The organism is Pseudoalteromonas sp. P80D2, assembly GCF_036680945.1.
GTDB classification, from domain to species: Bacteria; Pseudomonadota; Gammaproteobacteria; order Enterobacterales; family Alteromonadaceae; genus Pseudoalteromonas; species Pseudoalteromonas shioyasakiensis.
On record NZ_JAZDAR010000017.1, the window covers coordinates 175,886 to 202,718 of the forward strand.

At 41.1% G+C, this 26,833-nt stretch carries 25 protein-coding genes; 9 read left to right on the top strand and 16 right to left on the bottom strand.

Features of this window, described 5'->3' with window-relative positions:
* Positions 1–18 precede the first annotated feature (18 nt).
* Positions 19–1,443, bottom strand: coding sequence for a sodium-dependent transporter (locus tag VRK28_RS01845; RefSeq protein ID WP_062565118.1), 1,425 nt, complete (start codon positions 1,441–1,443; stop codon positions 19–21).
* Between the two features lie 176 nt (positions 1,444–1,619).
* On the opposite strand from VRK28_RS01845, the gene VRK28_RS01850 reads away from it, so the two are divergent.
* From VRK28_RS01850 to VRK28_RS01870, 5 genes are all read left to right on the top strand, one after another.
* The gene (locus tag VRK28_RS01850) at positions 1,620–1,919 is read left to right on the top strand and encodes a YciI family protein (RefSeq protein ID WP_062565117.1); all 300 of its coding nucleotides are present in this window, start codon (positions 1,620–1,622) and stop codon (positions 1,917–1,919) included.
* Positions 1,920–2,070: 151 nt separating this feature from the next.
* Complete coding sequence (locus VRK28_RS01855) at positions 2,071–2,322, top strand: PepSY domain-containing protein (RefSeq protein ID WP_054552908.1); 252 nt, start codon at positions 2,071–2,073, stop codon at positions 2,320–2,322.
* A gap of 2 nt (positions 2,323–2,324) precedes the next feature.
* A complete protein-coding gene (locus VRK28_RS01860) occupies positions 2,325–2,999 on the top strand; it encodes a response regulator transcription factor (RefSeq protein ID WP_054552907.1) in 675 nt (224 codons plus the stop codon).
* On the top strand, positions 2,993–4,330 hold the full coding sequence (locus tag VRK28_RS01865) for an ATP-binding protein (RefSeq protein ID WP_058584761.1): 1,338 nt from the start codon (positions 2,993–2,995) through the stop codon (positions 4,328–4,330). The genes VRK28_RS01860 and VRK28_RS01865 overlap by 7 nt, the downstream gene beginning before the upstream one ends.
* Positions 4,317–4,733 (top strand): hypothetical protein, encoded by a 417-nt coding sequence (locus tag VRK28_RS01870; RefSeq protein WP_062565116.1) that lies wholly within the window; start codon positions 4,317–4,319, stop codon positions 4,731–4,733. Before VRK28_RS01865 ends, VRK28_RS01870 begins: the two co-directional genes overlap by 14 nt.
* Before the next feature lie 63 nt (positions 4,734–4,796).
* On the opposite strand, the gene VRK28_RS01875 is transcribed toward VRK28_RS01870, so the two are convergent.
* The gene (locus VRK28_RS01875; RefSeq protein WP_058584824.1) at positions 4,797–5,834 is read right to left on the bottom strand and encodes an AI-2E family transporter; all 1,038 of its coding nucleotides are present in this window, start codon (positions 5,832–5,834) and stop codon (positions 4,797–4,799) included.
* 152 nt (positions 5,835–5,986) lie between these two features.
* Here VRK28_RS01875 and VRK28_RS01880 point away from each other — a divergent pair, with 152 nt between their 5' ends.
* From VRK28_RS01880 to VRK28_RS01890, 3 genes are all read left to right on the top strand, one after another.
* Positions 5,987–6,577: a hypothetical protein gene (locus tag VRK28_RS01880; protein WP_062565115.1), complete on the top strand. Its 591-nt coding sequence runs from the start codon at positions 5,987–5,989 to the stop codon at positions 6,575–6,577.
* A 63-nt stretch (positions 6,578–6,640) separates the two neighbouring features.
* Positions 6,641–7,546: a M14 family metallopeptidase gene (locus VRK28_RS01885; protein ID WP_062565364.1), complete on the top strand. Its 906-nt coding sequence runs from the start codon at positions 6,641–6,643 to the stop codon at positions 7,544–7,546.
* A gap of 185 nt (positions 7,547–7,731) precedes the next feature.
* Positions 7,732–8,148 (top strand): hypothetical protein, encoded by a 417-nt coding sequence (locus tag VRK28_RS01890; RefSeq protein WP_062565114.1) that lies wholly within the window; start codon positions 7,732–7,734, stop codon positions 8,146–8,148.
* Positions 8,149–8,184: 36 nt separating this feature from the next.
* Here the strand turns inward: VRK28_RS01890 and ccoG are convergent, their stop codons facing one another.
* The 9 genes from ccoG to VRK28_RS01935 all read right to left on the bottom strand — a co-directional run bounded on the left by ccoG (position 8,185) and on the right by VRK28_RS01935 (position 19,842).
* Positions 8,185–9,567: a cytochrome c oxidase accessory protein CcoG gene (gene ccoG, locus VRK28_RS01895; RefSeq protein WP_062565113.1), complete on the bottom strand. Its 1,383-nt coding sequence runs from the start codon at positions 9,565–9,567 to the stop codon at positions 8,185–8,187.
* Positions 9,568–9,718: 151 nt separating this feature from the next.
* Positions 9,719–11,125 (bottom strand): sigma-54 interaction domain-containing protein, encoded by a 1,407-nt coding sequence (locus tag VRK28_RS01900; RefSeq protein ID WP_062565112.1) that lies wholly within the window; start codon positions 11,123–11,125, stop codon positions 9,719–9,721.
* 112 nt (positions 11,126–11,237) lie between these two features.
* Positions 11,238–11,795 carry a DUF1439 domain-containing protein gene (locus tag VRK28_RS01905; RefSeq protein ID WP_332393178.1) on the bottom strand — a complete coding sequence of 186 codons (558 nt, stop codon included), beginning with the start codon at positions 11,793–11,795 and terminating at the stop codon, positions 11,238–11,240.
* A 54-nt stretch (positions 11,796–11,849) separates the two neighbouring features.
* A complete protein-coding gene (locus tag VRK28_RS01910) occupies positions 11,850–14,531 on the bottom strand; it encodes a DUF349 domain-containing protein (RefSeq protein WP_062565111.1) in 2,682 nt (893 codons plus the stop codon).
* On the bottom strand, positions 14,521–14,802 hold the full coding sequence (locus VRK28_RS01915) for a YeaC family protein (RefSeq protein WP_054561213.1): 282 nt from the start codon (positions 14,800–14,802) through the stop codon (positions 14,521–14,523). The genes VRK28_RS01910 and VRK28_RS01915 overlap by 11 nt, the downstream gene beginning before the upstream one ends.
* A gap of 1 nt (position 14,803) precedes the next feature.
* The gene (locus VRK28_RS01920; RefSeq protein ID WP_054553080.1) at positions 14,804–15,130 is read right to left on the bottom strand and encodes a hypothetical protein; all 327 of its coding nucleotides are present in this window, start codon (positions 15,128–15,130) and stop codon (positions 14,804–14,806) included.
* 151 nt (positions 15,131–15,281) lie between these two features.
* A complete protein-coding gene (locus VRK28_RS01925) occupies positions 15,282–16,784 on the bottom strand; it encodes an alanine/glycine:cation symporter family protein (RefSeq protein WP_062565110.1) in 1,503 nt (500 codons plus the stop codon).
* Between the two features lie 285 nt (positions 16,785–17,069).
* Positions 17,070–18,197 carry a M14 family metallopeptidase gene (locus VRK28_RS01930; RefSeq protein WP_054561211.1) on the bottom strand — a complete coding sequence of 376 codons (1,128 nt, stop codon included), beginning with the start codon at positions 18,195–18,197 and terminating at the stop codon, positions 17,070–17,072.
* Positions 18,198–18,399: 202 nt separating this feature from the next.
* On the bottom strand, positions 18,400–19,842 hold the full coding sequence (locus VRK28_RS01935; RefSeq protein ID WP_054561210.1) for a glyceraldehyde-3-phosphate dehydrogenase: 1,443 nt from the start codon (positions 19,840–19,842) through the stop codon (positions 18,400–18,402).
* A 174-nt stretch (positions 19,843–20,016) separates the two neighbouring features.
* Here VRK28_RS01935 and VRK28_RS01940 point away from each other — a divergent pair, with 174 nt between their 5' ends.
* Positions 20,017–20,823 (top strand): DUF2989 domain-containing protein, encoded by an 807-nt coding sequence (locus VRK28_RS01940; RefSeq protein WP_058584753.1) that lies wholly within the window; start codon positions 20,017–20,019, stop codon positions 20,821–20,823.
* Positions 20,824–20,887: 64 nt separating this feature from the next.
* Here the strand turns inward: VRK28_RS01940 and ihfA are convergent, their stop codons facing one another.
* The 5 genes from ihfA to VRK28_RS01965 all read right to left on the bottom strand — a co-directional run bounded on the left by ihfA (position 20,888) and on the right by VRK28_RS01965 (position 26,416).
* On the bottom strand, positions 20,888–21,187 hold the full coding sequence (ihfA, locus tag VRK28_RS01945) for an integration host factor subunit alpha (RefSeq protein WP_002960690.1): 300 nt from the start codon (positions 21,185–21,187) through the stop codon (positions 20,888–20,890).
* Positions 21,188–21,189: 2 nt separating this feature from the next.
* Positions 21,190–23,577 (bottom strand): phenylalanine--tRNA ligase subunit beta, encoded by a 2,388-nt coding sequence (pheT, locus tag VRK28_RS01950; RefSeq protein ID WP_062565109.1) that lies wholly within the window; start codon positions 23,575–23,577, stop codon positions 21,190–21,192.
* A 15-nt stretch (positions 23,578–23,592) separates the two neighbouring features.
* Positions 23,593–24,573, bottom strand: coding sequence for a phenylalanine--tRNA ligase subunit alpha (gene pheS / locus VRK28_RS01955; RefSeq protein ID WP_054552893.1), 981 nt, complete (start codon positions 24,571–24,573; stop codon positions 23,593–23,595).
* 77 nt (positions 24,574–24,650) lie between these two features.
* Positions 24,651–25,361 carry a DnaA regulatory inactivator Hda gene (gene hda / locus VRK28_RS01960; protein ID WP_171037157.1) on the bottom strand — a complete coding sequence of 237 codons (711 nt, stop codon included), beginning with the start codon at positions 25,359–25,361 and terminating at the stop codon, positions 24,651–24,653.
* Positions 25,361–26,416, bottom strand: a complete 1,056-nt coding sequence (locus VRK28_RS01965; protein WP_062565108.1) for a DUF2066 domain-containing protein — start codon at positions 26,414–26,416, stop codon at positions 25,361–25,363. The genes hda and VRK28_RS01965 overlap by 1 nt, the downstream gene beginning before the upstream one ends.
* Positions 26,417–26,833: the final 417 nt, after the last annotated feature.

The window sequence follows — 26,833 nt, forward strand, 5'->3', positions numbered from 1 at the left end:
CAAGTATTGAGCTGGTTTTTAAAATCCGAAAATACTAAATGCGAAGAACTTAGTCGCCACCGTATTTACAAAGATTAGTAATAAAATGGCAGGGATAAACGTTGATAGCGAGAAGTTCACATACTTCTCTGTAAAGCTACCAACATAGCCTTCACAGCCTTGGCTTAGCTCTGCCGATAAGTTTGCTTTTTTCCAACGATACATAACGAATAAACACACCATTAAACCATTTAGCGGTAAAATTGTGTCGTAAAACACATCATAAACAATATCAAATAAGCTCTTATCTGCACCGCCATAGCTAACAAACTTTGTAAGCGAGTCAACCATACCAAATGACATGGTACACAGCACAGTCAATACACCTGTAGATAAAGTTAAGATAGCCAGTGCTTTTTTACGGCTGATACCTTTGCGGTCACTTAATGTTGCTGTTGGCACCTCTACAATTGATACAAGTGACGTAATTGCAGCAAAAAAGACAAGTAAGAAGAATACAAACGCAACAATTGATGCACCCACGTAGCCAATATCAGCTTGTAACGCTAATAAAATTTTTGGTAGGTATACAAAAATCATCGATACTGACGAGTCAGATAAAGTACTTGGGTCAGTATCTGGGTTAAAACTGAAAATAGCTGGAAGCACCATTAGACCAGCAATAAATGCCACCATCGAATCAGTAACTGCAACCATTTTTGCACTACCAACAATGTCATCTTTCTTAGAAATATACGATGCATAGGTCATTAAAATACCCATACCTAACGACAACGAGAAAAACGCTTGAGCTAATGCACCATTTAATACGCTGGCATCCATTTTTGAAAAATCAGGCACAACATAGTACTTAACACCGGCCATTGCGTTATCAAGTGTTAGTACGTATACAACCAATGCGGTGAGTAGTACAAATAAAGCTGGCATCATAAACTTAGCCGCTTTTTCAATACCTTCTTTAACACCGCCCACTAAAATCAAGTTAACGATGATGGCAACCACGGCCATATAACCAAACACGGTGTAGCTATTGATAAAAGAGCCAAAATTATCTGGCTGTGCCAAAGCATCTAGATTACCAAAAGCGGTTTGCGATAAATAACCGAAAATCCATACTGTGATCACCATATAAAAAACAGCAATCATAAATGGCGTCAATACGGCTAAAAAGCCAGCAAAGTTCCATTTTGGATCGTTGCCCGCTAAAAATTTGTATGAACCAAGTGGATCTTTTTGTGCTTTACGACCCATGGCCATTTCAGCCATCATCACTGGCAAACAGATGAAAATGACAAACAATGCATAGACTAAAAGGAAAGCACCACCGCCGTTTTTTGTAGCTGAAACAGGAAAACCCACTAAGTTTCCGATACCTACAGCAGAACCGGCTGCCGCTAAAATAAAACCGAGGCGGGAGCTAAAATGCTCGCGTTTTTCGCTCATTTAAAAACCTTATTATTATTTTCTCAACCCAGCGACTCTACCAGTGTTACACCGCGTATTTCAAGCTTTATAAGTTAAAGTTATATGGGTTTGTGTAAAGATTATTACGCGAATAATCTCTCGTCTATTGCTAAGAATATGCTACTATTTTTTAAAAATAACATTGAGAACACACCATGCTGTATATGATTTATTCAACTGATGTTGAAAATAGTTTAGAAGCTCGCAAATCTGCACGCCCTGCTCACTTAGCACGCCTTCAAGAGTTAGACGATCAAAACCGTTTATTTACGGCAGGCCCATTACCAGCAATAGATAGTGAAGATCCGGCTGAAGCAGGTTTTACTGGTTCATTAGTGGTTGCTGAATTTGAGTCATTAGAAGCAGCACGCGAATGGGCTGCAAACGATCCGTATATTGCGGCGGGTGTTTACGACAACTCAGTCGTAAAACCATTTAAAAAAGTATTTGGTTAACCTCTGAACTTAACTGAATCAATAATTCAGTGTTTGTTCACGGCTTATTAACTAAGATTTGGCTATTGAATTACAGAATTTAACGTAATTACTTGAATTTTAGTTAATTGGTTAATTAAACTAAATGGGTCTGGTTTAGGAGTTCCCCGTCATGCGCATATTATTAGCCTTCAGTTTTAGTCTTTTATTTGCATTATCAAGCTTTCATGCTGATGCCAATAAGAAACAAGCCCAAGAGGTGACTAAAAAGCAGGCTGTGACGATCGCCAAAAAATCTGAAGACGGCCGAACCCTAAAAATCACAGAGCAAGATAAAGTATTTACCGTAAGAATTTTAAAAACGAACGGCCACGTGGTTGATGTCCATGTGAACAAAAAGACTGGCGAAGTGAAAAAGGATTAAGAATGCGAATTTTAGTTATTGAAGATGATTTACACTTAGCAGATAACCTTCGTAATGCCCTAGAAAAAGAGCGTTACAGCGTTGACCTTTGTCACGATGGTGAAGCTGGTTTATTCCATATTACCGAATACCCGCTAGATATGGCGGTAGTCGATTTAGGCTTACCAAAAGTAGATGGTATTGAATTAATTACCAAAGCACGTGCGCAAGGTATTACTATTCCTATTTTGATTTTAACGGCACGTGACCGTTGGCAAGATAAAGTAGAAGGCTTAGATGCAGGTGCAGATGACTACCTAACTAAACCTTTCCACGTTGAAGAGCTAATTGCCCGCTGCAATGCACTTATCCGCCGCAGTGCAGGTAAAGCAAACCCAGAAATGACAGCTGGCCCTATTAAAATTCATACTCGCTCACAGCAAGTATGGGTTAACGATAAAGAACTTAGCTTAACGGCATACGAATACAAAGTTTTAGAATACCTAATGGTTAACCCACAAAAGGTAATTTCTAAATCTGAACTAACAGAGCACATTTACGACCAAGACTTCGACCTTGATTCAAACGTAATCGAAGTATTCGTGTTGCGTTTACGTAAGAAGCTTGACCCTGATGGTACCCTTAACCCAGTTGAAACATTACGCGGCCGTGGTTATAGGCTAAAAAGTCAGTGGTAGCATCGCAAATACCGCTTAAAGTAAGGCAAGGATTTATCCTTGTCTTTGTTTTATTAGTCGCCCTACCAATTCTGTTTTTCTCAATTGGTAAGGCTTACTACGCCTCTTTGGTCGAAGCGACCGAAAAAACCCTCGAAGCTCACTTATATTCATTAATCTCTGAAGTTGATTTCACTGAACGCGGCATCGTTATGCCAAGTACTATCTTAACGCCAGAGCTAAACCGATTAAACTCAGACACCTATGCGATGGTTTATCGCGGTGACTTGCCGGTTTGGTACTCTGAGTCGGCGACCAATATCAACTTTATTCCTGATAACTTTGAAGCCCCCGCAGGCTCTGCGGATTTTCGCCGTGTTGAATACAACAATACTGTTTACTGGCAATTAACGCTTACTGTTATTTTAGAAAACATTGACCAATCAGAGCATGCACGTTTTATTCTATTAAAGCGTAATGATGCCCTACTGAGGCTGATGGATGGCTTTAAGCAAACACTCGTAAATTGGATGTATGTGATGGGTGTGGCCATTGCAGCGCTAATGGCGATTGGTTTTGTTTGGAGCGCAAGGCCACTGCAACGACTCGATAAAGAAATTAAAGCCATTGAGTCGGGTGATAACCAACAAATTAAAGGTCTTTACCCGGTTGAACTACAAACCATTAAAGCCGATTTAAACTTATTGCTTGAATCGCAGCAGCGCCAAAAAGAACGTTATCGCGCGTCATTAAGCGACCTTGCTCATGCATTAAAAACACCTTTGGCAGTGCTTAAATCTAGCCCATTGGCCAATGATGCGGATGCACAAGAGCAGCTAGACCGTATTAATGTGATGATCGAACACCAGTTAAAGCGCGCTGCAACAGGTGCGTCTGACACCTGGAAGAAACAAACTCATATCAAGCCTGTTATTGATTCAATCTTAAGCGCGATGAGCAAGGTTTATCGCGACAAAGATATTATATTTACCTCAGAGGTTAGTGAAAAAGACTATTTCTTAGGTGATAAAACAGATTTGATGGAACTACTTGGTAATTTAATCGATAATGCCTGTAAAGCTTGCCGTTCACAGGTCGATATAAAGGTTAAGCAGAACAAAAAGTTAACGCTCAGTATAAGTGATGATGGCCCAGGTGTACCTGAGCACAAGCGTGAATCATTACTAACTCGCGGTACCAGACTCGATACCTACGAAAGCGGCCATGGTGTCGGCATGGCTATCGTGTCGGATTTAGTCAACTCGTATAATGGCACATTAACCATTAAAGACGCAGAGAAACTAGCCGGTGCTGAGTTTATATTAGAGTTTAATTACCATGATAAAAAATAAAACATCAATACTCGTAAAAGGCAGCTTTTTAGCTTTAATTGCAAGTGCATCGCATGCTCAAGCAGAGCAAACCTGTGAGCTTGCAAGCAACAATACCGATGACACAAAACGCTATATTCAATGTCTTGATCAAGTTATCGCTGATATTCAGCGTGACCAAAAGATGTGGATTAATAAGCTCACTATGGATCTTGAGAAAATTAAAGAAGATACCGGTAACAGCCAATTGCTACCGATTTTTAATCGCAGCATCAAGAACCAAGAGCGTTATTTAGAAGACAGCTGTCGTTGGCGTTATTTACAAAAAATGCCAAATGGTACGAAAGCCGCTATTGCCTACAAGCAATGTGAAATTGAGATCCTAAAAAACCATGTGCAGGTTTTACAGCGACCTCTAAAGTAATAATACCAATCCGCAATAACACTTAATCATTTTGAAAGATAAAAAGGCGCTTAAGCGCCTTTTTTAATCTTCAAGTTTTAGCTCTTCGCCATTGCCAAGCAAGGTAGCAAGCCATCGCCCTTCTTGACTAGTCTCTAAGGCTATTTTAACTATCATGGTCAATGGAACTGATAACAGCATACCCACGGTCCCCATCAGCCAGCCCCAGAAAATCAAGGATAAAAACACCACTAGCGTCGATAAACCCAGCCCTTTACCCATAAAACGCGGCTCGACGATATTACCCATCACCGTGTTTATAACTAAATAGCCACCAGCAATAAATCCTGCAACCAGTGGGCCTTGAGTGATCAAAGCGAGTAACACTGGAGGCACAGCGGCAATGATAGAGCCAATATTAGGAATGTAGTTAAGCATAAAGGCCACTACAGCCCAAAGTATAAAATAATCAACATCAAGAGCCCAAAGCATAAAGCCTGCAAGCATACCTGTGCCTAAGCTAACCAGCGTTTTAATAGCCAGATAAGAGTTAATTGAATCTAAAAAGCGATCAACCTGCTGCATTTTCATTTCAGGATCGTCCAGTGCTAAATGCACTTTTTTACTCAGCATAGGTCCTTCAAACAACATGAACACCACGGTTAGGATGATCAAAAACAGGTTCGCCATCACGCCACCGAGGCCTGTGAGCATGTTGGTTGCAACATCAATCATTTTGCCCGGATCGAATAAAGAGATGATCTGCTCTTTATCAATCAGAATGTTATAACTCGCTGCGACATTAACCACCCAGACAAACTCTTCTTTTAGTTGTGCTTTATACTCAGGCAGCTTTTCAGAGAAATCGGTCATCGATTGCCCTACCAACCCGGCAAGGCTTATCCCTACACCAACAATCATCAACATCACAAACACAACGGCAATCCCTTTAGGGATACCGTATTTAGCAAAGAAACGAATTAAGGGATTACAAATAATGGCAATAAAGGCTGCCAACACAAATGGGATAACAATCACACTTGCAGCTTTAATACCCGCTAAAACAACGACTAAAGCAGCAAATATCACTAAACTTTTATTTACACCAGTCAGGCTCGACAAAATAAAATCCTTGTTAGTTTTTTTATCAGTGTAAGTGAAATACGCCGCAAAAGAAATCACAAAGCAGCTGGCACAATTAATGCTCGTTATACGTGCATAATTTGAACAATTTATGATACATATAAGTAAGCGTGCTTTAAAAGGAGCTTTATATGGCACATTTATCCGAACAAGAACTCTCTTTTTTCAACCGTTTATTCGAGGCTGAACGGACTGATAGCGATCCAACCGATACAAAAATGTCTGTTAGGCTTAATTTGCCTGATAAATTAAACGGCTTACTTACCAATGCCAAACTGACACTACTTGCTGAAGTAGGAATTTACCAGTTGTGGTTTCCGCTTGAATTTACCAAGGACAAGAATGGCCAGCTTATCCCTGTACTTAGCGCACCAGAAGTAATAGATACCAAAGGTATCGAACGCAGCTGGCGTACGCCTGATCTCGAAATACACACAGAGCAATTTCAAATATTGTCTTTATCAAGCACAGGCGTGTTACTCAAGCCAAAGCGTCAATCACCCGATCTTAATAAAGAGATACTGTTGGCATTTAATTTACCTAGTGAAGAACACGTTATACTTAGCGTAAAGCCAATACGAACGACCAGCAAAGGAATTGCCGGAAAAATAGTGAAAGTGTGTCAGGGTGAAGATGCACTGCGTAAATACTTATTTGAGACCCATAAGCACCATCATGCAAAGCTGTACGAGCAAGGTAACTTTACTACTGAGCTTATCTAGTTGCAGCAGCTTAACAGCTTAGATAAGCTTGGCGTTTTGCAGCAAGTCACAACAAGGTATTTTATGAGTTACCCTATTGGAACCCCAGGTAAGCCGTGGAACGAAGAAGATAAGAAAGCATGGTTTGAATTACAGTCAGTAAAGCGTAGCTATTTAGATGATGTTGTATCGCAACTAGACTCTTTAGCAAGCGATTTCAGTATTGAGCAATATGGCGCATTAAGTTACGACAGCGACAAATACCCACTTTACATTTTAAAGAGCAAGCAGTGGCAAGCTGATAAACCTGTTGTGCTGGTTACCGGTGGTGTTCATGGTTACGAAACAAGTGGTGTGCATGGTGCTTTAGCGTTCGCTAAGAGAAGTGCCAAAGACTACTTTGCTGATTTTAATATTTTAGTGGCTCCGTGTATCAGCCCATGGGGTTATGAAACGATTAACCGCTGGAATCCAAATGCCACTGATCCAAATCGCTCTTTCTATGCAGATAGCCCAGCTGAAGAGTCTGCAGCAATCATGCAGTATTTAGCCGACAACGCTATTGCACCTTATGTGCATATTGACCTACACGAAACTACAGACACTGATAATAGTGAGTTTCGCCCTGCGCTTGCAGCACGTGATGCAACGACCCACGATAACTGGAACATCCCGGATGGCTTTTACCTTGTTGCTGATAGTGAGCGCCCGCATGATGCATTTCAAACAGCGATTATAAAATCAGTTGAAAAAGTAACCCACATCGCACCAAGTGATGAGAATAACCAGTTGATTGGTGTGCCACAAACTCAATTTGGTGTAATTAATTACCAAGCGAAAAAACTGGGGTTATGTATGGGCTTAACCGATGCAGAATATGTCACAACAACAGAGGTTTACCCTGATAGCCCACAGGCCAATGACGCAATTTGTATTGATGCACAAGTAGCCTCAATTACCGGTGCTTTGAACTATATTGTTAACAAATAGTTAGTTATATTTTAAATCTGGGGTGAATGATTTATCCACCCCAAACCTAAATAACTAGATAAAATTTACACATATACAAATTTAATGAAAAAGTTATGTTTTTTGAAATTTGTATACTAAATAACTAGACACATACATAGAATTGTATAAAATTCGCGCTCTTTTTAATTCAAAAGGGAAGCAAATTGGAATTTAAGAATCACTATGGCAGTGTCAGTATCATCACCGATGGTCCAATTATTATTGGGCAATTTTCTGGTAATATTAACGCACGTTTGGTCAATGACTTTGCAGTCGATTTAAAAAAGCATATTACTGCTTTAGCTGGAAAGCCGTGGGCGTATATTAGTCATTCTACCCAATTACTTGCTACCACCCCTGATGCAGAACGTGGTTTTACCCAATTATTTCGTGCCCTGCAAGGCACTAACTGTATAGCCACCGCTTATATGTTTAGCTCGTCTATTGTGCTTAATCAGATGAAACGCATCATTGCACAAGCGCAATCACCGATTCAAATAATGGACTGCTTATTTGATGATTTAGACAGCGCTAAGGCTTATGTGCTGAAGCAGCTCGAATTTGCAGAAATGGCTTGTTAAAAACAAGCCATTTTCGTTTCTAGACCCGTGATTGGGTTAATCTCGGTAAAACTTAGATTCTTTAGTTATTGCTATATCAGCATCTTCTAATGCTTGAATGTGAAAACTGATAGGCGTTACTTTTGATTTCAGCTCGTAGCCATCTGCAACCACAGTGACAGGCACACGCTTCATCTGACCTGCCTCAACAGTTATCGTTTCAGGCACTTGTAAGCTTGCTTCTTCAATACCACTGATGCCGATTGAATAGCTCAAGCTATGCTGTGTTTTGTTGATAATTGATAAGGTATATGGGTTTTCTACTAATCCTTCAAAATTTACACGGTACAGGGCATTACGGTCACGAATGACAGAAGCCTCAATAGGTGTACGCATTGCCATCCACACAACCATGCCAACGACAAACAGCGCTGTTAAACCACCATAGCCAAGCAGTTTTAACCTAAATGGATTGGTCGTTTTGCCTTCCATTTGTTTTTCAGAGGCGTACTTGATAAGGCCTTTTTGATAGTTGAATTTTTCCATAGTGCTATCGCACGCATCAATACATAAGCCACAGTTTATGCATTCATACTGCAAGCCATTACGAATATCGATACCCGCCGGACATACTTCAACACATAGGTTACAGTCTACGCAGTCACCTAAGCCTAACTCTTTAGGATCGGCTTTACGTTTACGCGCACCACGAGACTCCCCTCGCGCTTGATCGTAGGTAACAACTAACGTGTCTTTATCAAACATCACTGATTGAAAACGTGAATAAGGGCATGCCACAGTACACATTTTTTCACGTAAGAATCCCGCATTGCCATAGGTACAAAATGCAAACAGGAATACCCAAAAACTGACGATCCCAGACATTTCTAAGGTAAATAAGCTCATGTATAAAGACTTAGCGGGAATGAAATAAGCCATAAATGACATAGATGTAAGCAAAGAGATCACCAGCCAAGCTGCATGCTTAGTGATTTTCTTTTGCCATTTACTCACTGACCAATCAGCTTTATCAAGTTTAATACGCTGATTACGGTTACCTTCCACTTTATGTTCGACCCAAGTAAACATCAGCATCCAAATTGTTTGTGGGCAAGTGTAACCACACCAGACACGACCTAACCAGTTAGTGACGAAAAACAAAGCAAACGCCCCTGTCATAAATAACATGGCTAAGATCATAAAATCTTGTGGTAATAGCGTTAAGCCAAATAAAGTAAATTTTTGGCTGGCTACGTCGAGTAATACAGCTTGACGGCCATCATAGGGGATCCACGGAATGGCGATGAACGTCAGCATTAGCACCCAGCCTAAGTAACGGCGGATACGTTGGAAATACCCCTTTTGCTCACGAATATAAATTGGCCCTTCTTGGTTGTAGGGCTTGATGATTAAGTCTTGCTCTTTAATATCAAATTTCATTTTGCTACTTACTTTTGTGTCGGTAATAGCCTGACAGAGCAACAATCAGGCCAACACAAATTCAAAATAAGTCATTGATATTAAATAATTAAATTTATATTTGAACGTTCAAAAGCACGATATATCGCGAATACTCGCGATATATCACGAATTAGCGCTTTATTGACAGCTTTTTCATCTTTGATCTAAGGGTACTTTCTGGCAGGCCCAGCAAGGTTGCGGCACCATTTTCACCTGATATTTGCCCGTTACAGCGTTTTAGCACCTCACAAATATGCTGCTTTTGTACAGCATCAAGAGAAACCACCTGCTCATTTGATTGCTCGTTACTCAAAGGTGCAGACAGCTGTAATACAGCTTGCTTAGACAGAATAGCTTCACGTTCTAGGATATTTTGTAGCTCACGAATATTACCAGGCCAATCATAATTAGCTAACTTAGTGAGTGTTGCTTTGCTTAGCCCTTTTAACTGTTTACCTAAGCGCTTGTTTAACTGCGTAATAATATTTGCTGCAAGTAGTGGAATATCTTCCTTGCGTTCACGAAGCGCAGGCACACGAATAGGAAAGACATTTAGGCGATAATACAAGTCCATTCGAAAGCTACCCTGCTCAACCATTTGCCACAAGTTACGGTTTGTTGCAGCTAACACTCGGATATCAACTTTTAAAGTTTGACTGCCCCCAACGCGCTCAAACTCTTGCTCTTGTAGGACACGCAGTAATTTACTTTGCGCCTCTAATGGCAGCTCTGCCACTTCATCTAAAAATAAAGTGCCTTTATCAGCCAGTTCAAAACGCCCTTTTCTGCGTTCATTAGCGCCAGTAAACGCCCCTTTCTCATGACCAAATAACTCAGACTCAATTAAGTTGGCGGAAAACGCCGCGCAGTTTACTTTTATGAAAGGTTGCTCAGCACGATTGCTCAAGCGGTGAAGGTTTCGAGCCACCAGCTCTTTACCCGTGCCGTTTTCACCTAAAATCAAAACCGTACTATTGGTTTGGCTTACCAAGGTAATTTGCTCGAGCATACTTTGAAATGAATGACTTTGCCCAACTAAGCCAGAGTCTTGCCAATCTTCGTTTAACTCTGAAATAAGGTAAGCATTTTCAGCTTGTAGCTGCTCAGATAAGTGCTGAACTTGTGCTAAGGCATCACGTAACGCCACTTCTGTTTGCTGTTGTTTGGATACATCGCGAAAAATCGCGACTGCCCCAATCAAGGCACCATTTTTATAAACTGGCGTTGAAGTATACTCAACAGCAAAATAGCTTCCATCTTTACGCCAGAATACTTCATCGTTTACATGACGGTGCTTGCCATCGAACATAGTGCAATATATTTGGCATTCATCCGCCGGGTATGGTGAGCCATCTTTACGAGTATGATGATGATATTGATGTATTTTTTTACCAAGGAGTTCGTCTGCTTTCCAGCCCGTCATGCGCTCCGCAGCAGGGTTTACAAAAACTGCATTACCCGATAAATCGAAGCCATAAATACCTTCACCTACGGCATTTAGCAGTAATGTGGGGTCGTTTAAAAATTCCTTGATCATAGCCATCACTCAATTCGCGAAATATCACGAAGCAATTATGACAAGGTTGAACATGCTTAACAAGCAATTACAAAAAAAGCGGCTAGAAGCCGCTTTAATATATCGAATAGTTTTATAGTGTTGGCACTAATATAATTTCACCCTGAGATACTTTCATATCTAATGGCAATTTACTCAATAGTGCGACTTTAGGGTCATTCATATTTAGCTTGTAGACAGGGTTAACCGCTAAAAAGCCGTTAATTACTTGCATTGCTTGGTCATTTAATAAGTTTAAGCTGCCCTTGAAACCCGCGGTGTCGATTGTTGTATCAACCAGTTTTACATTACGTAAAAAGACCGCTTTTTTCTCGCTGTCATAAAATGGGCTGCCTTCAATTTGTAGTTTTAAGCGTACTGGATACTTAAGTGCAAACGCTTTGATAACAGCGCTAGAATCGGCCCCTAAAACCACCACATCACGCTTATCTGGGCCAACATTGACACTTAGGTCGTTTACCGCAAAATCAACTGGTAAGCCCATCAGCTTAATCTGTTCACTTAGTTTTGGTAATTGATTAGCAAGGGCTGCTTCAATTTCAGAATTGGTAAACGAGTAAACAGACATCCCTTGATCTGTACTTTTACATGCCCCTAAAAATAAACAGGTAAGTAGTAATAAAATTCTCATTGTTTTCCTCAAAAACACACGGAAAAAAACCGCTTAAAAAAGCGGTTTTATTCGTTAAATTGCAAATATTGCTTTAAGCCTTGCTAGTGTGTCAGCTGAAACTGAACCCTCACTGACTGCAAGTAATTGCTTTAAGTAATAATAAACATCTGCGTGCTCGCCACGGTGTTTATCATCTAACATCGCAACTTGCTCTGTCATACGTAACTGACTATCAGCCGATTCAACGCCCGCTAGAATTTCGATACGAGTTAACAGCTGCGCAGCGTTTAGATTAGTTATTAATGAAGCTTGGAACTGCGAAGGCAGTTCACTGCCGCTCTCAAGAGCAGCAAATAAAGCCGTTAACTTAGACTGCTCTGCTTGTTTGCTGATTTGCGCTGTTTTTGCGCTAATCGCTGTCTCTAACTGAGTCACGCGTGCCGATAATGCTTTTGAGTACTCAAGCTCTGCAAGCTTCACTGTTAAATCTTTAAGCTGTGCAAGGTGCACCACGGTCTCAAGTGCAGACTCAAGCTCACTTAATTGCTCTGCGGCAACTTCGTCATTTTGTTGCTGAACTTGCTTTTGCTGTTCAAACTCGGCACTGCGCTTAGCAAAGGTGTCGTCATTAACTCGTCTGAATTGCTGCCATAAAGTGTTTTCAGCTTTCATTCCAGCAAAGCCAATAGTCTGCCATGTTTGTTGAAGTGCTTTTAGCTCCTGGCACGCAGCAGCTAAATCATCGCTTTGCGATAACTGTGTTGCTTGCTCAACAAGTGCAGCTTTTTGCTCAGCATTTGCTTTATGAAATGCAGCAAGTTGACCTTGAACTTGTGATTGCGCAGCTTTAAATTGCGTTTGTAGTTCACGGTATGTTTTAGGATCTACATTGCCTGCAGAGCGCCACGCTTTAGCGGTACGGTTAAACTTGCTTTCAAACTGCTTCCAATCAAACTCATCAGAAGAGGTATCAAGCTCTGTTAACTGCTGCATTTGCGAGATTATTTCAACGCGCTGTGCTTTAGCTTGCTCACGTTGTTGCTCCTGCTCTGCAAAATACTCACGACACGGCGCAAACAGTAATTCAATTTGTTGATCGAATAACTCGCCTTGCTGCTTTTCTGCATCAGTATCTAAACGCCCTAACTCATTCCAACGACGACGTAACTGTTTAACTTGCTCTGCGCGTTGTTTAGGGTCTGTGCACTCGGTTGCAACAAGTTCATTTACTTCAACAAGTAATGCATCACGCTTTGGCGCTGATGCGTATTTTTGCCAATCTTTTGCTTCTGCTAACTGTGTTTCTAAATCAGCTTTCAAGCTATTTAATGGCTGCTTGTAATAGTCTGTAAGTGTTGCGTATAGCTCTTCAAAACCTTTAAACACACCAAAGGCAACATTAAAGCGACCTTGGTCAATTAAGCGTTTTACATCGCGAGCTTTACGCTTCGCTGTTTGTTGATTTTTCTCAAACTTATTCGTTAGCGGTGCCATCGCTTGCTGCCAGCTGTTTACTACTTCAGCTAAATTGGCTTTAAAGCGACCCTGTAAACGACTAGGAATACTTGCCAGCTTTTTGCGTGCTAATTTTTGCTGTTGCTCAAACTGCTGTTTTAGCCCGTCAAACTCGCTTTCGTCTTCGGTTGTCGCAACTGAGTTTAATTGATCAAATGCCTCTTTAAACTCAGCAATAGCACTAACCAGTTGCGGTAACTGTTCGACTTGGTTAAATAAATTTGTTAAGTGCAGTTTTACATCACTAACATGTTTGTTCTCAGATAAGTTCGCCTCTGCTAACGCATCTTTTGCCTCTGCAACTTTTGCCTCGAGCCAATCTTGCTGAATTTGCTCTGGCGTTTCTAAGCCTAATTGCAATGCATTTTCAATTTCTTCGCCAATTGCTTCAAGGCTTGCAAGTGCTAATACCTGACGTTGTTGCTCAGCTAACGCTTGCTGCGCTGCTTCATGCTCTTTACTTAAAACTGCAATATGAGATTCAAGCTTTTGCGTAATCGCTGAATATTTTTTATCTAGCGTGCTTACTTGCTCATCGCTCAGCCATTTTAGTTCGATAGCTTGCCAATGCTGTAATAACTCAGCATGTTGCATCGACACTAACTGAAAGTCATTTTTATCACGAAGCGCATTAAGCTTTGCTAATACTACACGTGTATCAGCTTCTACTTTGGCAGGCATTTCTATCGCTAAGCGTTCATTGTCAAGATGAGTCGCCAGTTGTGTGTGTGCCTCACCTTTTGCATGCTTTAATAGTGATTTAGCAAGTTGATGATTAATCACAAGCTCAACAAGTTGCAATTGCAGCTCTTCACGGCCTTCTTTAAAAGCTTTATCAATTAAGCTTGGGTTTGCTAAACGCTTTAATAACTTAACACGAACTTGAAGTTCTTTTTCTGCAAAGGCGAGTTTCTCAAGAGTTTTGACTGGTGCATAACGCTCAATAAACTCATTTTTGATATTTGCATCTAGCTGGCTATCGGTATTTAAAACCGCTTGGTTAATATGCTGTTCTGCAACGTCTTTAAGTGCTTGGTCTTGCTTGTATGCTTGCCACCATAAAACAATATCGTTCACTTTGTTTAATGCTTTTTTGCGGATCTCAGCTGAGCTGTCTTCAAGGGCAATGCTATTTAAGATGCTAAGGTCACGCTCTGTATCAAGACGTTCTACCGCAGCTAAACGCACTTGGTTTTTAGGGTGCTTCCACTTTGGAGTAAACAGGTGTTTAAAGATCATTTTCACTAAACCTAGCTATTTCATTTTCTGATGCGAATTCTTTTTGCAATTGAGCTTTGCTCTTTTGCACCATTTCACCATTTGCGCCAATGGTAAACTGCTCATTGCTTTGCGAAACTTTAGCTTGATAAAGCATCACGAGTTGAACGGTTTGTTGTTTTTGCTCTTCTGATAATGGAGTGCCGTCAGGCCACTTACCCGTTGAGGCACCATACTGAAGACGTTCAAATACTTCTGGGGTGATATTTTTAACGATGTGATCAATATTCATGTTACTTTTTCTTTTTTAAAACAACTAAATAGATGCGGCTTACAAGATACCACACAAAACCTACTGCCATTGCCGATGTATAGGCATACCACTCAAGAGACTTTGCTTCGGGGTGCATAAAGTAATAACAGAAAAAGCCCCCTAAAAATAAAATCAGTGCGAGGAAAGACTGATTCATAAACTTTTGTTGTCTACGAATGCGCGTTTCTTTTTGCATTTGCTGCAATTGCTCATTGCTTAGATCGGTGACTTGGCATTCACAATGCGGGCATTGCTTATGTTTGTCAGATATTGATTTTGCACACTGCGGGCAACTAATAATCGCCATATCTTTCTCCATACTACGCATAAAAAAGGCGCCTTTAGGCGCCCTTTATTGTACTTGTTTTATGAGTCGATGTCTTATTTGAATTTCATTCATTTGTGAAGATTCGAAAAGCTGCACAACTAAATTCACTACAAAAACTCAAAAACCTGATTTATTGTTTCTGTTTCGCCTTTTCAGCTAGACGCTTTTCCCAGAAAGTCGCATTTTTAATGCCTAATTTAACTGGATCAAAAGTGATTTCGCCACCGGCTTTCTTTTGATCTTCGTAATCACGTAAGCAGTTAAGGGCAGGTTTTGCGACAAAGAAAATAGCCAAAATACCGACAATGTTAATCCAGGCCATTAAGCCTACGCCAATATCACCAATATTCCAGATATAACCAGAGCTGTTTACCATGCCGTAAGCAACCATAAACATGATGACTAGCTTAACAATAACCAGTGGAATGTTGCCTTTGAAATAACGGTTTAAGTAAGCAACGTTCGTTTCAGCAATATAGTAATAAGCAAGAATTGTGGTAAATGCGAAGAAGAATAAAGCAATACCAACGAATGCTTCACCGAAGCCACCAAATACGCTAAATAATGCCATTTGTGTGAAAGCAGCAGAGCCTACTTCTGTTGCCGCATCAACGTTTTGCACAATGAATTGACCTGCAGGTAACTCACCCACAATGTTGTATTGTTTAGTGATTAGAATCATTAACGCCGTTGCTGTACAAACAAAAATGGTATCAACATAAACAGAAAATGCTTGCACTAAGCCTTGTTGAGCTGGGTGATCAACTTCAGCAGCTGATGCTGCATGTGGACCCGTACCTTGGCCTGCTTCGTTTGAGTAAATACCACGTTTCACACCCCAACCAATAGCAGCACCAAAGCCTGCTTGCGCGGTGAATGCATCAGATAAGATCATTGAGAAGATACCTGGCACTTTATCTAGGTTTAAGAACACCACGATTAAAGCTAACACGATGTAACCTAGTGCCATAAATGGCACCACGATTTGTGTGAAGTTTGCGATACGTTTAATGCCACCAAAGATGATAAATGCAAGTACAATTAAGATGATTGCAAGCGCAACAAGCTTAAAGCTACCTACTTCACCAAAGCTGGTGCTAACCAATGTGCCTTCACCAAAAACTTGTGTGAATGCATTACCTACTGCATTCGCTTGAACGCCCGGAAGGAACACACCACAAGCAATAATCGCCGATACTGCAAATAATACTGCTAACCACTTTTGCTGTAAGCAGCGGTCGAAGTAGTATGCTGGACCACCGCGATATTGACCATCTTCTTCTGATTTATAAATCTGACCAAGAGTTGACTCGGCATACGCAGTACTTGCGCCAAGGAACGCAACTATCCACATCCAAAAAATCGCCCCTGGACCACCAAAGCCGATTGCTGCAGCAACCCCGGCAATATTACCGACACCTACACGGCCTGATAACGATACAGCAAGTGCTTGGAACGAAGAAATACCCGTATCTGAATTATTAGAGCTAAGCAATAATTTACACATTTCTTTAAAATGTCTTACTTGTGCGAATCGGGTTAAAACGGAATAAAACAGACCTGCACCTAGACATAAATAAATGAGTGCACTACTCCAAATTATGTCATTAACGGCGCTTACTAAAGCTTCCATGGATATCCTCTATGATTATATTTTTTATTGTTAGTTACGATACTCAGCGTGAGCTTGTGAGAATGCGCGACACGATGACTGTGAGAAATAAAAATGAGATTTTGTTACTTCACAGCTGAACATATTGAATATTAACTTAAACCCACCAAGTTTGTTAACAGTTAATTTTCAATATGCTAAATGTACCTACCTCGTTAACATTTGATGCATCCTGCTCTACACCGTCATTTTTCAGTCAATAGATACAATTACGGGCATCAGTTTTGCTGATGCCCGTAAGGTTCGTTATCTTAATTTATCAACCACGTTAACAATAGCCGCTAACGTATCTTGACCAAATTGATACGAGCGACGATCTGACCAGCCGTAATCTGGATCTGGTAAATCATCGTTATCTTTAAATGGCATCTCTACCGTGTAAGCTAATGCATTAAATTCATGCGCGACAGCAGAAGAACCGACAGTTAAGTTAGCCTGGCCCGGCTCATCTTTTGGATAACCATGTTCGTCTTGGAACTCAGGCGTCACAGTTAAAAGCGCAGCTTTAAAGCTATCTTCTAACTCTTTTAAGCGATCATCGTAGCCTGGGATACCTTCACTACCCGCAACAAAGTTATAAGGAATTGCCTCGTCACCATGAATATCTAAGTGCATATCAAGGCCCGTTTCACGCATTTTGTTAAGCACTAAGAAAACTTCAGGGCTATTTTCCATGCTCGGTGTTTGCCATTCACGGTTCAAGTTAACGCCTTTAGCGTTAGTACGTAGGTGACCACGCACACTGCCATCTGGGTTCATATTTGGCACGATGTAGAATACCGCTTTAGATAATAGTGCCGCTGCATGTGGGTCTTCATCATCAAGTAATTTATGAAGTAAACCTTCAACGTACCACTCAGCCATAGTTTCGCCTGGGTGCTGGCGCGCCGTGATCCAGATTTTTTTCTTCTCACTGCTAGGAATACCCACTCGTAAAACACTCATGTCACGACCATCAAGGGTTTCGCCTAATGTTTCTAATTCACAAGCATGCTGGCTTTGTGCCCATGCTAGTAAATCTAAGTGGCGGTCATAGCTGTATGGCGCAAAGTAAGCAAAGTACATGCTGCTACACTCAGGCTCTACTTCAAATGATAGTGTGCCGTTTGCGTACTCAGATGGTACACGGAACCAAGTTTGACGGTCGTATGATGCAACCGCATGATAACCTTCCCAGCCATCAGGGTATGCTGAGTTCTCTAGGTTATTAATGTGTAATTTATGGTTTTGAAACGCAGTTGTTTCAAGACGAAAGTGAAACCACTGGAAAAAATCAGACTGATTGTCTTTATTAATTTCTAATTGAATATTCAGTGGATCAACGGCTTCAATAACCTTGATATTACCACTGTCAAAATTGCTGGTGATTTTCATTCTATAAACCTATTGGTTAAAAATAATTCTTAGCTATTCGCTTGTTAGTTAAGAATTAAGTCAACGCTCTGTAGTTAGAACGTTTTGTTAGTAATATGGTGTAGACCCTTAACAGCCTATCACATGCTGAAAATTTGCAAAAACTTTCACGACTAAAAAAGCCAGCATAATGCTGGCTTCTAGATTCTTTATAACTTAGGTATTAGCGAGGTAAGCTTGGGAAAGTTACTTCAGCCATATCACGCATACAGCGTACTACCTGACAGCTATAACCAAACTCATTATCGTACCAAACGTAAAGTACAACGCGGTTGTCATCTACGATTGTCGCTTGTGAATCAACAACACCTGCGTAACGGCTACCTACTAAGTCAGTCGATACGATTTCAGTAGACGCTGTGTAATCGATTTGATCACGAAGGTCTGAATGAAGTGCTGTTTCACGTAAGAACGCATTTAGTTCTTCAACAGTTGTACCTTTTTCAAGATTTAAGTTCAAGATAGCCATTGATACGTTTGGCGTAGGAACACGGATAGCGTTACCAGTTAGTTTACCTTCAAGCTCAGGTAAAGCTTTAGAAACCGCTTTTGCAGCACCTGTTGAAGTGATAACCATGTTAAGTGCAGCAGCACGGCCACGACGCTCAGCTTTGTGGTAGTTATCAATTAAGTTTTGGTCATTTGTGTACGAGTGAACTGTTTCAACGTGACCGTTTTTGATACCAAACTTATCGTTAAGTGCTTTTAACGTAGGGGTAATAGCATTGGTAGTACAGCTTGCTGCACAGACAATCTTATCTTCAGATTTGATATCTTGGTTGTTTACACCGTATACGATGTTTTTGATGTTGCCTTTAGCTGGTGCAGTTAATAATACTTTTGCTGCGCCTTTTGCTTCTAAGTGCTGGCCAAGGCCTGCTTCGTCTTTCCAGATACCTGTGTTATCAACAACAAGTGCGTTCTCGATGCCGTAAGCTGTGTAATCAACTTCGCTAGGAGAGTTAGCATAGATAACTTGAATGTAGCTACCGTTAGCTTTAATTGCATTGCGCTCTTTATCAATTGTGATTGAGCCATTGAATGGACCGTGGATAGAGTCACGGCGAAGTAAGCTTGCACGCTTTTCTAAGTCGCCGTCTTTACCGCCACGTACAACGATTGCACGTAAACGAAGGTCTGCATAAGGACCTGACTTTTCGATTAATAGACGAGCTAATAAACGACCGATACGACCGAAACCGTATAACACAACATCACGTGGCTCTTTGCGCTCTGAGTTTGCGATTTCTGCTAGTTCGTCAGTTAAGTATTCTTCAACTGAGCGACCTTTCGCAGCATCGTTAAACAAATAACCATACGCTAGTTTACCAATATCGATACGTGCTGAGTTTAAGTCCATTTTGCTAATTGCTTCTAAGAAAGGGAAGCTTTCACGTAAACGTAGTTTTGTACCTTCAAACTGAGCAACTGTTTTGTGTGCTTTGATGATATCGATTGTACTGGCATTAACGAGAGGACGGCCATATACAGCGATTTCGATACCACGATTACGGTAAAGTCTACCAATAATAGGTTGCATACTTTCTGCGTAATCTTGACGTTCTTGCCAGCTGCTTGTGTATTCTAACTCGTGAGATGAGGTCATTTTTTTTACCTAATTAAACAATTTTGAACGGATAGCCTTAAAAAATGTGTTGTGATTTGAGAGCAACACATCTCAGGCAGGGGTATTCTAATTTAAACTCGAACGATTCTCCACTGTTACAGAACAAATCATTGCGCTAGAATAAAGTAGTACAAATTAAGTAGAGGTTAAGGAATGTTATTAAGAGCAAGCGTGTTGCTTGGTTTATTGGCATTAGCAGGCTGTGAAGATCCGCTTACACTAGCGAAAGTGTGCGACGAAACACCTGGCTTCTGCAGTGATTTAAATAAAGATAGTCACTGTAAAGAGCAACGTGCCGAGGTCATCATTCAACGTTATGTTGAATATAAGTCACCAACAGATGAAAACAAATACCAATTATTAAAGGATTTTGAGAAATACGATCAATGTGTGTCGCTTGCCGCCAAGATTGAGCATATAAAACTAAAAGAAAAAACCACGTCTCGTGTTGAGGGTCATTTAACAAGTATCAAAGAAATGACACGAATTTTTCAAGATACCAAAAATACTGACCACCCAGGCTTGTTGTATTACCATTGGTCGCGTAATAACGACCAATCTGCGTTAACTAAATTACTCGCCCTGGAAGAAAAGCAAGATAAACGGGTGACTGAAGATGCCGAAATGCAGTTTTTCTTAGCAAGCTACTACGTGAAGTTTGATGATGAAAAAACCATTGATTTGCTTTACAAAACGCTAGAGTTAAATAAAGCAGGTGAAACACCCAATCCTGAGATCTACCCTACTCTTGTGAGCTTATTCTACAAACACGAAAAGTATAAGCATGCCTACACCTTTGCACGTGTAGCACAATTATCAGGGTATGAAGATGTCGATATTTTACCTATTGAGCATCAACTCGCTGCCGCAGGCAAAAGCCTAGACAGCTTAGATGATTTAGCACAAAAAACCTACGACAGTATCCAAGAAGGAAGCTTCGTATCACCACGCGGGTTTTGATAATTCCAACTCGCTAATGTGCAGTGCTCAGACAAATAAAAAAGGCAGCTAACGCTGCCTTTTCTTATTTAGCTTTGCTTGTGCCAACTTCTACACGAGTTTTTAGCTTTTGACCTGGTCTAAAAGTCACAACTCTGCGCGCCGAAATAGGAATATCTTCACCTGTTTTCGGATTGCGGCCTGGACGTTCTTTCTTATCTCGAAGATCAAAGTTACCAAATCCAGAGAGCTTAACCTGCTCGCCTTTTTCTAGCGCTGAGCGGATTTCTTCAAAAAACGCTTCAACTAAATCTTTGGCATCTTTTTTATTGATCCCGAGTTTTTCAAATAGGTGTTCAGCTATGTCGGCTTTAGTAAGCGCCATATCTAGTCCCTCAACGATGCGTTAAATTGTTCGGCCAGTGCGGCCACCACATTATCAACTACTTGATTGATATCTTTCTCTTCGAGCGTTCTATCAACCGCTTGCAGTGTTAGAGCAATCGCCAAACTCTTATAATTTGGCTCAATACCTTTGCCCTTATACACATCGAATAAGTTTAGGTCAACCAATTGATTTCCGCCAACTTTTTCTATGACATTTAAAATATCACCAGATTTTACGTGATCTTCCACTAAAATCGCGATATCACGGCGGTTTGACGGGAATTTCGACACTGCCACTGCTTCTGGTAATTTTCTTTTTTCTAGTGCAGACATTTCGATTTCAAACACAAATGCTGTGTTGTTGATATCTAGTGACTTTTGCACCTGTGGGTGCACTGCACCAAAGAAACCTACTTTTTTACCATCAACATAAATAACGGCTGATTGGCCTGGATGTAAGCCATCAGACTGCTCTGCTTTTATCTCAAAACGTGATGAATCGTTACTAATTGCTAAAAGTGCTTCAACATCACCTTTTAAGTCATAGAAATCAACGCTACGCTTTTCTTGAACCCAATGTTCACCGTGTGCAAGACCTGAGATTACACCACCAATGACAGCAACTTGGTTTACACCGTTTTCAGCATTTTCGTCACGTAAGAATTTTAAGCCGTGCTCAAATAAACGTACACGTGGTTGCTGACGGTTTTGATTATAAACTAGAGACGCTAATAGACCCGGCATCAAGCTCACGCGCATTGCCGACATTTCAACCGAAATTGGGTGTGGCAATACAAGCGCATCACTTTGCGGGTGTAAAATTGCTTGTGCTTTTGGATCAACGAAGCTGTACGTAATTGCTTCTTGGTAACCACGAGTAACAAGCGTATTGCGGAATTTAGTTACCGCAACATGTGACTCGTCATGGTTAGTCATTTTTAATTTAGCAGTTGGTGCAACGTTAGGAATGCTGTTATAGCCGTAAACACGCGCAACTTCTTCAATTAAATCTTCTTCAATACGAATATCAAAGCGATAGCTAGGTACGTCAGCACTCCATACACCATCAACAATTTTCACGTCTAAACCTAAACGCGTTAGGATGTCAGTTACTTTTGCATCATCAATGTGGTGGCCAATTACACGGTCTAAACGCTCACGACGTAAACGCACTTCTGTTACTTTTGGTAACTTGTCAGTTGCGACTGCTTCAACAACTGGGCCTGCATCACCGCCAACAATCTCAAGAAGTAATGCTGTCGCACGTTCCATTGCATCTTTTTGCAGTGCAAAATCGACACCACGCTCGTAACGGTGTGACGCATCAGTGTGTAAACCGTAGCTACGTGCTTGACCAGCAATAGCGACAGGATTAAAGAACGCACTTTCTAATAAAATATCTGATGTTGCTTCAGTTACACCTGATTTTTCACCACCAAAAATACCTGCAATAGCAAGCGCTTTGTTGTGATCAGCAATAACAAGCGTAGACTCGTTTAGTTTAGCTGTGTTGCCATCTAACAGAACTAACTCTTCACCCGCGTTTGCGCTACGTACTTTAATACCACCTTCAATCGCATTTAAATCAAATGCGTGCATTGGGTGACCTAGCTCTAATAACACGTAGTTTGTTACATCAACAACAGGGTCAATTGAGCGAATACCACTGCGACGAAGCTTCTCTACCATCCAAAGAGGTGTTTCTGCATCAAGGTTGATACCTTTAATTACACGACCTAAATAACGAGGACACGCTTCATCATTCACAAGCTCAATCGATACTTTGTCATCAATCGTTGCAGCAACTGGTGCGATTTCAAGTGTGTTTACATCAACACTGTTAAGTACGCCTACTTCACGCGCTAAACCTTTAATACCTAGGCAATCACCGCGGTTAGGTGTTAAGTCAACATCAATAATGTTGTCGTCTAGGCTTAAGTACTCACGTAAATCAGTACCGATTGGTGCATCACTTGGTAATTCCATGATGCCATCACCTTCCTCGCTGATACCTAACTCAACGAATGCGCACAGCATACCGTGTGAAGGTTGACCACGAAGTTTGGCTTTTTTAATTTTGAAGTCGCCAGGTAATACAGCGCCAACTGTCGCAACAGCTACTTTCAAACCTTGACGACAGTTAGGTGCACCACACACGATATCAAGTAGCTCATCACCACCTACGTTTACTTTAGTTACACGTAATTTATCAGCATCAGGGTGTTGACCACACTCAACCACTTCACCAACAACAACGCCTGTGAACTCTGCTGCTGCAGGCTCAACACCGTCAACTTCAAGACCAGCCATTGATAACTGTTCCGAAAGAGCCTGTGTGTCGATTGCTGGGTTAACCCACTCTCTTAACCACTTTTCACTAAATTTCATTTTATATCTTCACTCTTAACGGAACTGGTTTAGGAATTTTAAATCGTTTTCGAAAAATGCACGTAAGTCGTTTACGCCGTAACGCAGCATAGTCAAGCGCTCTACACCCATACCGAATGCGAAGCCCGTGTATTTTTCTGGATCAATACCCACTGATTTAAGAACGTTAGGGTGAACCATGCCACAGCCTAATACCTCTAACCACTTGCCGTTTTTACCCATAACATCAACCTCAGCTGATGGTTCAGTAAATGGGAAGTAAGAAGGACGGAAACGGATTTCCATATCTTCTTCAAAGAAGTTACGTAAGAAGTCGTGCAGAATACCTTTTAACTCAGTGAAGCTTACATCTGTATCAACCATTAAGCCTTCCACTTGGTGGAACATTGGCGTGTGTGTTTGGTCATAATCGTTACGATAAACACGACCTGGTGAAATGATACGTAGTGGTGGCTGCTCAGTTTCCATAGTACGGATTTGTACGCCACTAGTTTGTGTACGTAACACAAGCTTAGGGTTGAAATAGAAAGTATCGTGATCAGCTCGCGCTGGGTGGTGCTCAGGAATATTTAGCGCATCGAAGTTATGAAAATCATCTTCAACTTCAGGACCTGATTTAACCGCAAAACCTAACTCACCAAAAAAGCTTTCAATACGTTCAATAGTACGAGTTACTGGGTGTAAGCCACCTGTTGGCATAACACGACCCGGTAAAGTTACGTCGATCGTTTCTGCAGCTAGTTTCTCTTCAAGAGCCTTACTTGCTAGTAACTCACGCTTTTCGTTAATGGCTGTTTGTACTTCTTGTTTTGCTTGGTTAATCACTTGACCCGCTTCTTTACGCTCTTCAGGGGCAATCTTGCCTAGCGTTTTAAGTAAGCTGGTGATTTCACCTTTTTTACCAAGGTAATTAACCCTGATATCTTCTAGTTGCGCGATTTCATTCGCACTGGCAACTGCCTCAAGTGCTTGCGCTAAAATATTTTCTAAGTTCATTGAGTACCTGGTCTTTCACAGAAGGATTTTTGTAATAGCTAATGATAACTGAAAGCAAGGACTAGATTCTAGCCCTACTAAAGCTTTAACGTTGATTTTATAAAAGGAATTGTTAATTTTCTTTGTGCAGCCATTGAGGCATGGTCAAGTTTGTCTAAAACGTCTAATAATGCACGCATATCACGGCTTAATCGCGTTAATAAAAAGCGCGCACATTCATCAGTTAGTTCAAGGCCGCGCATATGAGCACGGCGTACGAGGGCTTCCGCTTTATCATCATCGCTCATAGAGCGAATTTGTAATGTTGTGCCCCACTTCAAACGCGATACTAAATCAGGAAGATTGATATGCAGCATGTCAGGTAATAAATCAGCTGTAACCACAAGGTATTTGCCCGGCTCATTAAAGCGATTAAAAAAGTTAAATAATCCTTTCTCCCATGCATCGTTGCCTGCCACTAAGTGCACGTCATCGATACATAACACATCAAGATTTTCCAGACCTTCAAGCACAACAGGACCATAATCAATCACTTCACGCATTGAAAGTAACATGGTTGATAAACCGCGCTCTTGGGCATGAATACAGGTCGCGTACAATAGGTGGGATTTACCAGAATCACCTAAACCGCATAAGTAGGTATATTGAAATTTATTACTGAGCTTTGTGAACGCATCTTTAAGGTGACTCACTTCAAGAGAGTTTTCGCCACCAAAATAAGAAGTAAATGTTTCATCATCAGGCAAAGTAACTGGCAATGCCATTTGCATTGGTTCTTGCACTTCGATTAAAGCCCCTGCCACTGATATTCAAGCTCATCTTTATTGACCACTTGATAAAAATCACGCGGGTCCTGATACGCTTTAAAGGCACTATCAAGTTCTAACGCTTTTCTAAAATCATTCATGCTGCCAGTGTGATTAACTATAAATTGTACGGTATCAGGCGTACGTACAGATATCACAGCGCGAGTAACAACACTTAAGCTCTCTAAACGGCGTTTAGCAAATTCAATATCAACAAAGTTATTGATACCTTTAAGATAGAAGGTTGCTGTCGCAAGTTGGCCAATCATTGTTGGATCAATGGCATATTCTGCTGCTAAACCACCTGCTAAACTGTCAATCATATCTGCAACAATTTGCTGCTTATCACCCATCAAACGATTGGTATCAAATAATTCTGCATTAGTGAAACGCCAATCTAGGATCCAGGTTTCTGAATCAGCTTGTTGGTACATTCTTGCAGTAATACTGCGCTCTGCACTATAACGACTCGATGCACGCTCTACGGGTTCTGAGAAATTACCCCACACTTCTGGGATACCAACAATAGCGCGGTCTTGTAAATCAAGTAATGGCACAACCACAGGTAAACCACGGCGACCAGCTTTGTCGTATATAAGCTGTTCAAGCTGCGGATAAGACTCTTGAGTAACCAATTCACGGCGCCAGTTATCTTCAATGCCTAACCAGATAGCCACTAAAGGACGACGCGTGCCCCACAATGGCAAGCCAAGATCTTTGATTAATGCATTAATCTTATTTGCCTCAAACTTAACAACCAGATTTAAACTTCCATCTGCTTTTTCGTCATATTCGAATTTGAGCATGTAATCTGAAATGTCACGCGTGCGCTGTTTAGCAACAGGGTTTTGATCTGCGCTTGTATCACCACTCACTTTCACCAGCACATTTAGCAGTGCTTCACGGCTTGCTGCCAAACGAGCATCACGTGATTTGTCTGCAACTTTAAGAGTATCTTGATATAAATTAGTCACCTCAACAGCGAAAGTTGAAGCACTCGAAAATAATAATAATAAACAAATAAGTAATCTAGACACAGGCCATTAGTTCTTGCTTTTAAACTGATTTGATCCTAAATCAAAGCCATAAACAAAGCAAAGTTAATTTAATGAACGGTAGCTGAGCGAGTTCGTGAGTTACGAGCTAGCGAGAGTAAAGTTAGCGAGTTAGCAAGGGGAAAGTTAGCAAGAGTAAAGTTTGCAAGTCTGGCGTAGGTTGGGTAGAACGAAGCGAAACCCAACACATCACAGAGCTATCAGCTTTAAGCCGTCAGCTATCAGCCGCGCGGTGTGGGTGTTTGTTGCTGCGTCTTCCTATGCAATTAGGCTCTAGGCTCTAGGCTCTAGGCAAAGTGTCCTTGTAGGAATGGCTTTAGCCGTGAATGTGTTTGTTATGGTCTAGATTCGGCACTGAAGTGCCTCCTACGGGGGTTGTTGCTGAGGGAGTCTCTGTAC

What these genes read in the sequence shown, in the direction of transcription:
- VRK28_RS01845 (WP_062565118.1), bottom strand. Translation starts at nt 1,443, where the DNA reads ATGAGCGAAAAACGCGAGCATTTTAGCTCCCGCCTCGGTTTTATTTTA.
- VRK28_RS01850 (WP_062565117.1), top strand. Translation starts at nt 1,620, where the DNA reads ATGCTGTATATGATTTATTCAACTGATGTTGAAAATAGTTTAGAAGCT.
- VRK28_RS01855 (WP_054552908.1), top strand. Translation starts at nt 2,071, where the DNA reads ATGCGCATATTATTAGCCTTCAGTTTTAGTCTTTTATTTGCATTATCA.
- VRK28_RS01860 (WP_054552907.1), top strand. Translation starts at nt 2,325, where the DNA reads ATGCGAATTTTAGTTATTGAAGATGATTTACACTTAGCAGATAACCTT.
- VRK28_RS01870 (WP_062565116.1), top strand. Translation starts at nt 4,317, where the DNA reads ATGATAAAAAATAAAACATCAATACTCGTAAAAGGCAGCTTTTTAGCT.
- VRK28_RS01880 (WP_062565115.1), top strand. Translation starts at nt 5,987, where the DNA reads ATGGCACATTTATCCGAACAAGAACTCTCTTTTTTCAACCGTTTATTC.
- VRK28_RS01885 (WP_062565364.1), top strand. Translation starts at nt 6,641, where the DNA reads ATGAGTTACCCTATTGGAACCCCAGGTAAGCCGTGGAACGAAGAAGAT.
- ccoG (WP_062565113.1), bottom strand. Translation starts at nt 9,567, where the DNA reads ATGAAATTTGATATTAAAGAGCAAGACTTAATCATCAAGCCCTACAAC.
- VRK28_RS01900 (WP_062565112.1), bottom strand. Translation starts at nt 11,125, where the DNA reads ATGATCAAGGAATTTTTAAACGACCCCACATTACTGCTAAATGCCGTA.
- VRK28_RS01905 (WP_332393178.1), bottom strand. Translation starts at nt 11,795, where the DNA reads ATGAGAATTTTATTACTACTTACCTGTTTATTTTTAGGGGCATGTAAA.
- VRK28_RS01910 (WP_062565111.1), bottom strand. Translation starts at nt 14,531, where the DNA reads ATGATCTTTAAACACCTGTTTACTCCAAAGTGGAAGCACCCTAAAAAC.
- VRK28_RS01915 (WP_054561213.1), bottom strand. Translation starts at nt 14,802, where the DNA reads ATGAATATTGATCACATCGTTAAAAATATCACCCCAGAAGTATTTGAA.
- VRK28_RS01920 (WP_054553080.1), bottom strand. Translation starts at nt 15,130, where the DNA reads ATGGCGATTATTAGTTGCCCGCAGTGTGCAAAATCAATATCTGACAAA.
- VRK28_RS01925 (WP_062565110.1), bottom strand. Translation starts at nt 16,784, where the DNA reads ATGGAAGCTTTAGTAAGCGCCGTTAATGACATAATTTGGAGTAGTGCA.
- VRK28_RS01930 (WP_054561211.1), bottom strand. Translation starts at nt 18,197, where the DNA reads ATGAAAATCACCAGCAATTTTGACAGTGGTAATATCAAGGTTATTGAA.
- VRK28_RS01935 (WP_054561210.1), bottom strand. Translation starts at nt 19,842, where the DNA reads ATGACCTCATCTCACGAGTTAGAATACACAAGCAGCTGGCAAGAACGT.
- VRK28_RS01940 (WP_058584753.1), top strand. Translation starts at nt 20,017, where the DNA reads ATGTTATTAAGAGCAAGCGTGTTGCTTGGTTTATTGGCATTAGCAGGC.
- ihfA (WP_002960690.1), bottom strand. Translation starts at nt 21,187, where the DNA reads ATGGCGCTTACTAAAGCCGACATAGCTGAACACCTATTTGAAAAACTC.
- pheT (WP_062565109.1), bottom strand. Translation starts at nt 23,577, where the DNA reads ATGAAATTTAGTGAAAAGTGGTTAAGAGAGTGGGTTAACCCAGCAATC.
- pheS (WP_054552893.1), bottom strand. Translation starts at nt 24,573, where the DNA reads ATGAACTTAGAAAATATTTTAGCGCAAGCACTTGAGGCAGTTGCCAGT.